The 12,467-nt window shown below is 40.3% G+C and carries 12 protein-coding genes and 3 tRNA genes; 4 read left to right on the top strand and 11 right to left on the bottom strand.

Translation table 11 applies throughout. The features are described 5' to 3' along the window. Positions 1–129: 129 nt before the first annotated feature. The 4 genes from L650_RS0112065 to orn all read right to left on the bottom strand — a co-directional run bounded on the left by L650_RS0112065 (position 130) and on the right by orn (position 1,322). A tRNA-Gly gene (locus tag L650_RS0112065) sits at positions 130–205 on the bottom strand. Positions 206–247: 42 nt separating this feature from the next. Further along, positions 248–323 (bottom strand) — tRNA-Gly (locus L650_RS0112060). Positions 324–441: 118 nt separating this feature from the next. Next, positions 442–517 (bottom strand) — tRNA-Gly (locus L650_RS0112055). Between the two features lie 259 nt (positions 518–776). Continuing rightward, entirely contained in the window at positions 777–1,322 is a 546-nt protein-coding gene (gene orn, locus L650_RS0112050) for an oligoribonuclease (RefSeq protein ID WP_004589057.1), read from the bottom strand. A gap of 125 nt (positions 1,323–1,447) precedes the next feature. Between orn and rsgA the strand changes: the two genes are divergently transcribed. Next, on the top strand, positions 1,448–2,506 hold the full coding sequence (gene rsgA, locus L650_RS0112045; RefSeq protein ID WP_004589056.1) for a small ribosomal subunit biogenesis GTPase RsgA: 1,059 nt from the start codon (positions 1,448–1,450) through the stop codon (positions 2,504–2,506). Positions 2,507–2,521: 15 nt separating this feature from the next. Then, positions 2,522–3,400, top strand: a complete 879-nt coding sequence (asd, locus tag L650_RS0112040; protein ID WP_004589055.1) for an archaetidylserine decarboxylase — start codon at positions 2,522–2,524, stop codon at positions 3,398–3,400. Positions 3,401–3,552: 152 nt separating this feature from the next. On the opposite strand, the gene L650_RS0112035 is transcribed toward asd, so the two are convergent. After that, positions 3,553–3,879, bottom strand: coding sequence for a hypothetical protein (locus tag L650_RS0112035; RefSeq protein ID WP_029773277.1), 327 nt, complete (start codon positions 3,877–3,879; stop codon positions 3,553–3,555). Between the two features lie 43 nt (positions 3,880–3,922). Here L650_RS0112035 and L650_RS0112030 point away from each other — a divergent pair, with 43 nt between their 5' ends. Beyond that, positions 3,923–4,273: a DUF5522 domain-containing protein gene (locus L650_RS0112030; protein WP_029773276.1), complete on the top strand. Its 351-nt coding sequence runs from the start codon at positions 3,923–3,925 to the stop codon at positions 4,271–4,273. A gap of 29 nt (positions 4,274–4,302) precedes the next feature. Here L650_RS0112030 and L650_RS0112025 read toward each other — a convergent pair whose 3' ends face one another. From L650_RS0112025 to L650_RS0112000, 6 genes are all read right to left on the bottom strand, one after another. After that, a complete protein-coding gene (locus tag L650_RS0112025; protein ID WP_085065483.1) occupies positions 4,303–5,406 on the bottom strand; it encodes a capsular biosynthesis protein in 1,104 nt (367 codons plus the stop codon). A 175-nt stretch (positions 5,407–5,581) separates the two neighbouring features. Continuing rightward, positions 5,582–6,001 (bottom strand): group I truncated hemoglobin, encoded by a 420-nt coding sequence (locus tag L650_RS0112020; protein WP_029773274.1) that lies wholly within the window; start codon positions 5,999–6,001, stop codon positions 5,582–5,584. Next, positions 6,001–6,834 (bottom strand): DUF3034 family protein, encoded by an 834-nt coding sequence (locus tag L650_RS0112015; protein ID WP_029773273.1) that lies wholly within the window; start codon positions 6,832–6,834, stop codon positions 6,001–6,003. The genes L650_RS0112020 and L650_RS0112015 overlap by 1 nt, the downstream gene beginning before the upstream one ends. Beyond that, a complete protein-coding gene (locus tag L650_RS0112010; protein ID WP_029773272.1) occupies positions 6,821–9,136 on the bottom strand; it encodes an EAL domain-containing protein in 2,316 nt (771 codons plus the stop codon). Before L650_RS0112010 ends, L650_RS0112015 begins: the two co-directional genes overlap by 14 nt. After that, positions 9,129–9,788 (bottom strand): methylamine utilization protein, encoded by a 660-nt coding sequence (locus tag L650_RS0112005; protein WP_029773271.1) that lies wholly within the window; start codon positions 9,786–9,788, stop codon positions 9,129–9,131. The genes L650_RS0112010 and L650_RS0112005 overlap by 8 nt, the downstream gene beginning before the upstream one ends. Positions 9,789–9,909: 121 nt before the next feature. Next, positions 9,910–11,013, bottom strand: coding sequence for a phosphoribosylaminoimidazolesuccinocarboxamide synthase (locus L650_RS0112000; RefSeq protein WP_029773270.1), 1,104 nt, complete (start codon positions 11,011–11,013; stop codon positions 9,910–9,912). A gap of 376 nt (positions 11,014–11,389) precedes the next feature. Between L650_RS0112000 and L650_RS0111995 the strand changes: the two genes are divergently transcribed. Then, a complete protein-coding gene (locus L650_RS0111995; protein ID WP_029773269.1) occupies positions 11,390–12,460 on the top strand; it encodes a CDP-glycerol glycerophosphotransferase family protein in 1,071 nt (356 codons plus the stop codon). Positions 12,461–12,467: the final 7 nt, after the last annotated feature.

Raw genomic sequence — 12,467 nt, 5'->3', positions numbered from 1 at the left:
AACCCTTTATATCGCGCGGCGGCATGCGGCCACTCGTGCGTTTAATATTTATAAATAATTTTCGTAGGTATAAATCAGATCAAAATATTGTTTTAGAGGTGTTTATTTTAGTGGGATATTTAGAGAGATTGGAGCGGCACACGAGGCTCGAACTCGTGACCTCGACCTTGGCAAGGTCGCGCTCTACCAACTGAGCTAGTGCCGCTTTATATTTTATTCGATACTTCAATTTCTTTTGGTGAGAAATTGGAGCGGCACACGAGGCTCGAACTCGTGACCTCGACCTTGGCAAGGTCGCGCTCTACCAACTGAGCTAGTGCCGCTTCATAGTTAGTCAGTAATTTGTCCGTTGGTGCGCGACGGGCCGCGTCCTACGTTCTGGCAACTGAGCTAGTGCCGCATTACATTTCATTCAATACTCCAATTTCTTTGGTGAGAAATTGGAGCGGCACACGAGGCTCGAACTCGTGACCTCGACCTTGGCAAGGTCGCGCTCTACCAACTGAGCTAGTGCCGCTTCATAGTTAGTCAGTAATTTGTCCGTTGGTGCGCGACAGGTCGCGTCCTACGTTCTGGCAACTGAGCTAGTGCCGCTTTAAAGATTGTCAGTAATTTGTCCGTTGATGCGCGACAGGTCGCGTCCTACGTTCTGGCAACTAAGCTAGAGCCGCACTTACTGATGGTATTTAAACCACTCAAACACACCAACCCCGCGAGGGTTATCGTCTTGAGCGGGGCAGGATTCTACAATAATCTAATGTGTTTGCAAGTGTTTTTTACAAATTAAAGAATTTTTCTCTATACACCTTTAATTCCATAATAGAATCTTTAATGTCATCGAGAGCTAAATGAGAGCCTTTTTTATTTACCTGCTCTAGTACCTCAGGCTTCCAACGTCGGGCAAGCTCTTTAATTGTGCTTACATCTAAATTTCGATAATGAAAAAAGTCTTCAAGCTCGCGCATATACTTATTCATAAAGCGTCTGTCTTGACCTATTGAGTTACCACACATAGGTGATTTACCCGCAGGTACCCACTGCTTTAAAAAATTAAGCGTTTGTTCAACCGCATAAGCCTCATCATATGTACTGGCTTTACAACGGGCCGTCAAACCTGATTTCCCATGCTGTGTAGTACACCATTCGTCCATGCCATCTAACAGCTCATCACTTTGGTGAATAGCTATAGTAGGCCCTTCCGCGAGTATATTTAAATCGGCATCAGTTACTACTGTTGCAATTTCGAGTATTTTATCTGTGGCCGGCTCAAGTCCAGTCATTTCCAGATCAAGCCAAATTAAATTAGATTCATTAATAGTCATAGTAACCTTAAACAGTGCTTTTCTTTAGATCCAACGCATTTCGATATATCATATTAGCATCAACCGTCGAGCTAAAGCTTTTTTATACGCAAAGCCGACATTTAAACCAAGGTTATAGGCCAAAAGTGGCAAAACAGAAAAAATTAAGTAAAGGCCAATCTCGCAGGATCAAGGCTAATCATCAAAAGCGCTTAAATAATGCCGATACAAAATTGGCAAAAGGTGGCGCACAAGAGTGGCAAACAGATAATTTGGGCGCAACCGAAAACGCTGTCGTGATAAGCCGTTTTGGCCAACACGCCGATGTAGAAACACAAGAAGGTGACGTATTACGCTGTAATATTCGCCGTACCGTTACTAACTTAGTGTGTGGTGATGAAGTACTATTTCGCCGCGCAAAAGTAAGTGAAGGCGACTTAGCAGGCGTTATTGAAGCAACACAAGAGCGCCGCTCTCAGCTTACGCGTCCCGACTTTTACGATGGCGTAAAAGTAATCGCAGCAAATATTGATCAAATTTTAATGGTCTCAGCGGTACTACCAGAGTTTACGCCCAGTATTATCGACCGTTACTTAATTGCCTGTGAAGACATGGGTATAGAACCTATTTTAGTACTTAATAAAATCGATTTAATCGACGACGAAGGCCTAAATGAAATTCAAAAAGTACTCGATATTTATCGAGGCCTTGGTTATCAGGTACTGCTTGTAAGTAGTGTAACCGGCGAAGGCATAGATGATTTAAAAAACGTACTGGTTGATAAAAATAATATTTTTGTTGGTCAAAGTGGCGTAGGTAAATCAACCTTAGTTAACACTGTGCTTCCTGATGCCGAAATATTAACTAAAGAAGTATCAGAAAACAGTGGCTTAGGGCAACATACCACCACTGTATCGCGCTTACATCACCTACCAAGTGGTGGTAACCTAATTGACTCACCGGGAATACGTGAGTTTGGTTTATGGCACTTAGATGTTGAACGGGTAACCTGGTGCTTTAAAGAATTTAGAGAGTTTATAGGTGGATGTCGTTTTAGAGACTGTAAGCATTTAAACGACCCAGGCTGTATAATTCAACAAGCGGTAGCCGATGGCGATATTTCGCAATTGCGATTCGACAGCTACCACCGTATTTTAGAAACAATGGCCGATGGCCGTGCTGGTGCACGCGCACCTCGCGTTTAATTTAGGAAACAATCTGTGAGTTTAGACAAATTTAAAATTGCAATGCAGTATGCAATGCCAAAGCACTTTATTTCACGCGTAGTAGGTAAATTAGCAGCAGCAAAAGCAGGTGCTTTAACTACAACGCTCATTAAACTATTTATTAAACAATATAAAGTAGACATGAACGAGGCTTTGTATGAAGACCCAGCGCACTACAAAACGTTTAATGAATTTTTTACTCGCCCATTAAAAGATGGTGTGCGTCCAATGGCGCAAGGCGAGAACGTAATTACTCACCCTGTTGATGGTGCTATTAGCCAACTGGGCGACATTGTTGATGGGCAGCTAATACAAGCAAAAGGTCATGACTACAGTCTACAAGCACTATTAGGTGGCTCTGAAGATGATACAACACCATTTTTAGGCGGAAAATTTGCTACCATTTATTTAGCGCCAAAAGACTACCACCGTATTCATATGCCTATAGACGGCACACTAAGTAAAATGATTTACGTACCGGGCGACTTATTTTCGGTAAACCCGCTTACAGCGCGAAATGTCCCTAATTTATTTGCTCGTAACGAACGTGTAGTGGCTATTTTTGAAACCGAAATTGGCCCACTTGCTATGGTACTAGTAGGCGCAACCATTGTAGCTAGCATAGAAACTGTTTGGGCAGGCACAGTAACACCACCCGCCGGTAGCGATGTGTTTAGCTGGAACTACCCTACTAAAGGCGAAAACGCCATTACCCTTAAAAAAGGTGAAGAAATGGGCCGCTTTAAACTAGGCTCAACAGTGGTACTAGCATGGGGTGCTGATAAAGCAGACATTTTAGACGACCAACTGCCTGAAACAGTAACGCGTTTAAACACCGCATTTGCAACAATTAAAGAAAGTGAAGAGCTGTAAGCCCTCTGAATAAAGACGTTTTATCACATTGCTCTGTTCTCGTAGTTCACGGTTTTGAGTTCAGAGCAATGTTAATCTATAAGCTAAGTTTGATTTCGCTGCACCTGATGATAATTTAAAACGGTTTAAATACAATCATTACTAAATTACGCTTAGCTCTGTAGCAGCTTCAACAATATAGTCAGCTTACGCTTATCAAGTTCACCCATTTGCTCGCTATTACTGAGCGCAAAAATAACCCCTTCGTGTTCGGCGCAATTTATATCATCTCGCGATTCAACCACATTTGCCCATAACTCTAAATCATCTATCTCTATTTCGTGGTTTACACAACGTGTTAGCACGTCAATCAATACCGGCTTTGTGAGTGTATAACCGGGAGCACTTTCCTCTGCTGGAGTAGAAATAATCACGCTAATAGCATCATCTCTTTGCTCACCAAAGGTAATAAATTCGGCCAATGCTTTTTGTATATTCATAATATTTGTTATTCTTGCTGTTCTACTGCTGATAAGACTTAAAATGACGAGATTAAACTGCTCACAATGCCACACTGCGCTTAGTTGTAATGTAAACGATATAAACGCATGCTGGTGTAACCAACTACCTGCTATTTTACCGCTTGAAGAGTCAGCAACAAGCTGTTTATGCCCGCAATGTACGCTTAATAAAATAAACGCTTATTTAGCGCATATTTATACTCAGCCAATCAAAGCACAAATTGAGTTTGCTAAAAAATTTAGAGGTAATGACAATTTAATTGAAGGGCTAGACTACACCATGCAAAATGGCTACATGGTGTTTAGTAAATGGTTTTTTTTAAAGCGAGGTACATGCTGTAAAAATGGCTGTAAAAATTGTCCTTACAGCTAAATCACAACATGTTGATATACAATACGCGGTTAAATAAGTTCGTTGGGCACATTGTTGCTGTATTGTGCAAATTTATCCGCCCCTTTAAAACGTAACTCAATTGCTTTGATATGCTCTTCTTCGGCGTGTTTCCAAACGCCCGGCACACTATACACATGCTTTAAATAGCAAAAAAACTTATCACGTAGCTGCGGATTAAACTGCCATCCTTGAGCTACATCTGCTACTTGGGCAGCTAAGCCCTCACGAGTATCAGCATGCTTAACTAAGCCTTCTATATTATAACAAGCCTGCCCTACAGTAATTACGCGCTTATTTAGTAACAGTGCTTCTAAACCGACCGTAGAGTTGATAGTGATCACCGCTTCTGCGCATTCAATAAGTTCACAGGTTTTATTGCCGTTTGCAAATAGTGCAATTGGGTCTTTATCGTATAAATGGGTGTAATGCTTGTGCCACGACGGGTGTTCTTTAAAAACGACCTTTAAACTAGGGTCGTTCAATGCTTTCACTGCGCTAACAACTTCATCGTATAGCATTTCCATTGAGTCAATCCATGGCGAAAAGCTCGCTAATTGCGTATCGTGAGGCACTTGAAAAGGCACAAATATGTAGCGTTCAGGTATATTTTCAGCTGCAAAATCACAGCGTTTTTTATGGTTTTCTCGTGGGACAAGCGCCGGTGCATCAAAGTTTAAGGCATTATTTGCATTAAAATTTAAATAAAAATCAGGATCTCGACTTAGCGACGCATTAAAGTTAATCCCTTGAGGGTCTAAACTGGTGGTACCCGGAAGCAAACCATTTTCATAATAAAATTGCTTAATACCCAGTGCCTTGGCAGCCATAGCAACGGTAGTATTAGGCAGTTTATTTCCATTCCATATCACCATTACATCAGGGTTAACTTCCGTTAATAAAGCTAAATATTTTGCGTAACGTAAACGCTCAAAAAAGCACAGCCCCACTTTGTAAACCGCCGATACTAAAGCATTGTTCCAAAGGTTATTACGGGCGCGCTTACGTTTTAGTTGTGCATTAATAACATCGTTAAAATCAACTTTAAACGCTTTACTTAAATAGTGTATAGCTGAAAGCTTTGGCGCCCCCATAACATGCAGTTGGCAATCCATACTCAGCTTTTTGATTATTTTTTTATAGTACTTTGCGTGTACATTTTTGCGGGATATAAATAGGTAAGACATACAATCTGTGCGCGCCAATTATTGTTTATAGGAAATAATACTAAGTGGACACTATTACAAAAGTAAGGTTCACTGCTACGAGTAAATAATTTACAGATGTTACCTAAATTCTTATTATTTTACTACGCAGCGGTGCCATCCTAGATAGAATCTCATTTTGTATGCTATGGCTAATATTTTGCTCTTCCATCGCATTGACAAGTAAGTCCACCACATGGTTAAAATCTTTCTCAGTTATGTGCATCCCAGTATGAATATCTACCATAGAATCTCCTTTGTACTTGCATGGGCCATCAACTAGCATACACATATGCATAATAAAGCCTTCTCTAAAGTGGCTTATGTCGCTGTGTTCAAAATAATGCAGTACTTGTTCATCATTACCTATTTGGTAAATAAAACTGTCTACAATACGCGTAAGCCCCGCTCGGCCATCAAGCTGTTGATAAAGCGATAAATTTGTTGAGCTTGCACACCCTGCCAGGGCACTTAAACACAACCATAAAATGACAACGTTTTTCATTACCAATACCCTGTTACCGATAAGTACCACCCTGTTTGATCGCTCGCACCTGCAATGCTACCTAAATCTAAGTATGCGGCGGTGACACTCACGTGCTTGTTTGGCATCCAAGCAACAAATAAATCTTTCCAGTCTTGTTCACCCAAATTAAGGTTATTAGACTTTTGCCTATACTCTATACCTACGGCAACACTTCGGCTCAAAAACACAGCCGTGCTGCCTTCAAATAAAATTTTTGCATCATCATTTGCCCCACCATAACCAAGCAAACCGAGTTGATTAGCCTCACTGTAGCGAGTTGTGACGTTCCAAAACCAGTTAAGCCCCCCTACAGCGCCTAAGTGGAGTTTACTCGCTGCAAGGTAGTAATCAGTGCCACTAGTATCTTGTGCACCTACGAGGGTCGCAACAGCGCCATCATCAAGGGATTTATGCTGTATACCCACACTCAATTGCGGCCAGTCACTGTAAACTATATCGCCGTATAAACGAATTTTAGCGCCCGTGATAGATTGCTCTATTTCGGTATCAAGTGCAGGCACGTCAAAACGTTGTTGAGCGTAGCTAAGTTCTACACGATTAAATAGGTTAACTTGTGCTCCACATACATCTAAAGTGTAGTCTGTTACATCTGCACGGCTACAAAAGCCATTCACAGAGAACTCGTCTTCGCTGGCGTAACCTGCAAGCTGTGCCCAAGGCACAATACCGCCGCCCCCACTGCCTTCTATTTGCGAAACCCCGGGGGTCGCTAATAATTTACCATCGCTTGCTAAACCAGAAAAGCTCGAGCTAAGTAATAACCCAAGTAATAAACACTTAACTTTTTTCATAATATTCCTTTAGCCACTGTTCTAATAATTCTGCTTTTAAAGGCCTACTTAGGTAGTAACCCTGAGCATGGTCACAATGCATAAGTTTAAGTAAGTCTAACGAATCTCTGTTTTCAACGCCCTCTGCAACAACGCTAAAGCCTAGTTGATGCCCTAAGGTAATAGACGACTGCACTATGTGTTGATCCTTGCGCGACTCATCTAACTTTAAAATAAAGCACTTATCTAACTTTAGCTCATCAATAGGCAGCATTTTTAATCTCCCCAGTGATGTTTGCCCTACGCCATAATCATCCAATGAAATTTTTACACCGATGGCTTTTAAGTTTTGTAATGCTTTTATGCCTTTTTCCTCATTTTCAATCATGTCGCGCTCAGTTAATTCAACAGTAATGAGGGTTGGATCAACATTGTATTTTTTTAGAGTACGCACTAACGCTGAATGAAAACTCGGTGAGGCAATATCTTGTGCTGATACATTAATTGCTGCCTGCATTTCAATCCCTTTAGCCTGCCAATCAGCCACCTGAGAAACCACAGTGTTAACAACCCATGATGTAAGCTCAACAATAAGCCCCGATTGCTCGGCTAAATCAATAAACAGTTCTGGGTTTACCCAGCTGCCATCTTTACGTTGCCAGCGGATCAGTGATTCGACTTTATTTATTTTTTGTGTGTGTAAATGCAGTTTAGGCTGATAGGTCATAAATAATTGCCCATCATCATCGCTAATGGCTTGTTTAAGCTCATCTAACATTTTAAGGCGTTCTAAATGCGCTTCGTCTTCACCATTTTGGTAATAATGAATACTGTCTTGGCTATCTGTTGCATTGTCTACGGCAATAAGTACGCGTCGCATTAAATCATCGCTGGCAAGGCCTTGCATAGGATACTCGACAACCCCAGCGCTAAAGCGTAAGTTAATTTTTAACGTTTTAATGATATAACACGCTAATAGCTGTGCCATTAAACCAACTATACCGCTTTTTTTCTCTCTGGCAGCGGCACTTGGAAACACAGTTAAAAACTCATCGCCACCAATACGCGCATGAAAGCCGCCAAGTTCGTCCGAAAAGCCACTAATTCGATTGGCAACCGCTTTTAAACATTCATCGCCTACGCGTGGGCCTAGCTTATCGTTTATATGCCGTAAACCTTTTATATCAATAGCAACTAGGGTGTATTGTGTAGAGGGAGTCAGCTCACCATCGAGTACTTCAAGCATAGCCGAGCGGTTATAAAAGCCTGTAAGCGAATCATGGCGTGCCTGAAAACTAATTTTTTGTTCACGCTCGTTAATATCGTTACCCATGTTATCAAAGGCGTTAGCAAGGGTTGCTATTTCGGTACTTTGTTTAGATGCATTAAATTCAAATGCGTAATTACCTTGTGCAAATTGCCTGGCAATAACTGCAAGCTGTGAGAGTGGGGTTGTTAAGTTATTTGCCAGTAAACTACTGGTAATAACCCCCACCAGCATCGTTAAAATGGCCATAATAATTAGCGTAAACAATAAGTTTTCAAAATCGTTATAGCTTTGCGTTAAATCAGCACTGAGCAAAATTGTTACCGCATCCCCTTGTAGGGAGGGCAACATAATATCTTGGTTTTTATATACAGGATAATCACCAAACAAACGCGTTGTAGTGGTAGTGTTAAAGTAGTTTTTAGGTGAAAAAACCTCTGGGCGATTAAGCAACGAGCTTCTTACGAGGTTGTCCTGCTCAGCAATAAAGCTGACATCCATTCCTGTTAGATTTTTAAGCTCGAGGGCGACTTCGTCATCAATTTTAAAACCCACTAAGCTGTATGCAACGGTTCTAGGCGCCCTTACAGGTAGTAAAATAACTTGATATAGCTGATTATTAAGAACAACAAAGCTCGATTGCTCTGGCGAAGTTAATAACTCATCCAGTAACGGCTTTAAATTTTGAGGGTACAAATCTGCATTAGTATTGGCTGAAATTAATTTACCTGATAAATCAATCAGTAGCATAAGCTCTGCATCAATACGCTGGCTGTGATTAAACAACACACTACTTATGGTGCCTGCATCGCGAGTGGCAACCGCTTGCTTAAAGCCAAAGTCGGCAGTGAGTACTTTAGCAGCAGTAAGCAGTAGGCTTTCTTTTGCGCTCAGATATTGCTTATATACATTTTGCGCTACGCTAATATCTTGATTTACTTTTTCTTCTTGAAATTTACTTGTAGACCACCAAAAGCTAACAATGCTCACCATAGTGGTCAGTAACACTAAGCCTACACATAAAACAATAATGCGGTTTTTTAAACTGTTAGTCATTACCGCCCTTAAACTTACTACCAAAAGTATTTCGCGGTGCTGGGGTGGAGGTATTAACCTTAATTAGTAACTCATTATTATTGTTTATTGTTATCATTTTTTTATTTTCCAACGGTGCAGTTTGTAGCGCATGCCACACACTCAGCGTAGTCGGTAACGGCGTTATGTCTAAGGATAACTTACCCGTATTATTCGTTTTATAAACGTGTTCACTATTGGCTACATAAATATAGCCAACCATAGAGTCATGAATATTACAGCCTAGTACAACAACACCTTGTTGATCAAAAATTACAGGCTCTTTAGGTTGGCCTGAATAGAGTTTTAGCTGAAAGGGCTTAGCCTGAGAAAAAGAGTAAACATGATGGCGAATATTATCGCTGTTAGGAAAGTTAACCTGCTGGCCTTTTTGCACCACCAGTAAATCAGGCAAAAACGCTTTATGTACTTGGTCCATTACCGCAACGGGTAACGTAGTGCGCTCTGACTTTGTCGCCTTATAAAGCTCAACGACTGCGTCTTTTAGTGGTTGACCATGCTGGTCTTGAATTACTAAATCAATATTTGCACCCAGTACGCCTTGGCTAAAAAATAAAGTAGCGGCGAGTAAATAACCTCTTTTATTAAAAACTTGCTGCACTTGCCTAAACATATCAATACCTAAAAGTTAATCTTAGGTTAAGTTAATTAGAGACCAGCACTAATTGCAAGGAATATAGCCCAGTAACTAAAAATAAAGACTGGGCTTTGTTTATTTTAATACTTTAGTTGTACTATTTTACAATAAGACCGTAATCAGTATCTAAAATATTAATTACTTCTTGGCGAGGATCTTCTGGAATTACAATCTCTTTACCAATGATTTTACTGGCAATGCCTACATAAGTGTTAGACACCTCAAGCATGACCGATTCTGGTAAAATAAAGTCTTTAGCAAGCTGCTCACGCTCATCCATGCGGTCTTTATTTAACAGCACGTCACTTTCTGGCACAGTAGAAATTAATAACTGGCGGAACCCTTCTTTAGAGTTTTCGATTATTTTACCATCGCGGTAAGCCGCACCATCCCATATGCGCGAAGAATCTGGGGTGCCTACTTCATCAATATAAATAAGCTGTTGGTTTCCGTCTAAATCCTCTACATAACCAAACTCAAATTTTGTATCTACAAATATTTGATCAAGCTTTGCCAGCTCTTCACTAATTAGCTTAAAGCCCTCAACCAATAGCTTTTCGTATTTAGTCACATCCTCTGCCGATTTAAAATTAAATACGTCTAAATTATCAGTGATATTAGCGCGCGTAATATTCACATCATCAACAGGTGGAATATCAACCACGCCTTCGATAATACCTTTTGTAGAAGGGGTTATTAGTACGTTTTCAAGCTTTTGGTTTGCTCTTAAGCCCTCAGGTAAGTCTATGCCACAAAAGTTGCGAACCCCCTTACTGTAATCACGCCACATGCTGCCGGTTATATATTGGCGCGCAATCGCTTCTACTTTTACGGTACTTGCTTTGCGTACAATCCATACATAAGGGTGTGGAATATCAACAATGTGGTTACCCGCAAGGCCAGCTTTATCAAATAACTTAAACCAATGAGATGCAACAGAGTTAAGCGCAATACCTTTACCCGGCACGCCGTTTAAGCCATTTTCGCCTTGCCAAATACAATCAAAAGCAGAAATACGGTCTGAAATAACCATAATTGCCAGCTCAGTTCCTTGCGGAACTTTATAGTTTTTTTCTTTAATGAGGCGTGCGCTGTCTTCATCTGTTAGCCAATAAACCGAACGAACTTTACCGCTGTGTACAGCACCTTTAGTGCGAATGGGTAAGTCATCGTTTACGTCTAAAACTTTATAGCTAGTCATGCTATCTCCGGGGTTAGGGATGCTCATAGAGCAAAGTATGGTATGGGGTTATAAGCGCTATATAATAAATCAGCCTGCCCTAAAGCTCAATCAGCACTGAAAACTAAATAACCTGAACTCTGGTTAAGAGACTGACTAGGGCGTGTTGTATTATGGTGATATTTAAATTTATTTTCTCTAGCCAGAGATTTTCAATGAAAACAAGGCGAATTTACTTACAATAGCTGGCCTATTGTAAGTAAACTCAACGCAGTTAGCGTTGAAAATAGCTGCTAGAGATAGGTTTATTACCCAGAGCTCAGGTTAAATAGCCACGCAATATTTATATGGCTGTAATAATGCGGTAAACTTAGCTTGCTAACTAGAGGAGTAACGCTTGGACTACCTAACTGCGACCGCAAATAAAAAATACCTAATGTATATTTCGCAAAATTATTCATACGCTATTTTAAGGCCGCTTCAGGCGCAAATTTTAGCCCATGGTGGAGAAGTTCGGTGGTTTTTAGCGGGTAATGAAGTAAACCCCGACTTTTTAGATGATGATGAAAAGCGTTTAAACTCGATTCCCGCTACCCAGAAATGGAATCCAGATTTAGTTTTTATTCCTGGTAATATTGTTCCAAGTTTTATTCCTGGTAAAAAAGTAGCTGTTTTTCATGGTTTTAATTCAGGAAAACTAAATAGAAGAGGGAAAGAAGATCACTTTAATATTCGTGGGTGTTTCGACTTATACTGTACGCAGGGTCCCAATACCACCACCAAGTTTAAAGAGTTGGCGCGACAATATGGTTTTTTTAAAGTAGTAGAAACAGGCTGGCCAACATTAGACCCTCTTTTTAGTAATACGCTAAACAACCCTTATGTAAATAATGATCCACGTCCTACACTACTAATTTGCTCTACTTTTTCACGAAACCTGTCACTAGCTCCCAAACTATATGAACAAATAAAGCAATTTAGCCTGCAAGGGAAGTGGCGTATTTTAATGCAATTTCATCCTAAAATGCCCCAAGAATGGGTAGATAAATATAAAGCATTAAATAATAAAAACTTAACCTTTATAGAAACCGATAATGTGATCCCTCTTCTCAAAGCGGCTGATATAATGCTGTGTGATACATCATCGGTGCTATTAATGTTTTTATTACTAAGAAAGCCCGTTGTTACATTTCGAAATCAAAAGCCTCAGCCTCATTTAATCAATGTGACAGAGGCTGATAAAATAGAAGCAGCAATAGAGCACGCATTAACGAGACCTAAAAATTTAATGCAGCATATTGAAAATTATTGTCTAGATATTCACCCTTATAGCGACGGTAAATCTAGTTTACGCGTGCTTAACGAAGCTAATGAGTTTTTACACAAAAGCGACAAACTTAAACCAAAGCCAATAAATATAATTAGAAGCTTTAAAATGCGTAAAGACCTCAAGTATTGGGGTTGGTAACACCACA

Origin of the sequence: Pseudoalteromonas sp. TB51, assembly GCF_000498055.1 — a bacterium.
Taxonomy (GTDB): domain Bacteria; phylum Pseudomonadota; class Gammaproteobacteria; order Enterobacterales; family Alteromonadaceae; genus Pseudoalteromonas; species Pseudoalteromonas atlantica.
The sequence above is the reverse complement of the archived record's forward strand: the minus strand, read 5'-3'. Positions and strand labels throughout refer to the sequence as shown.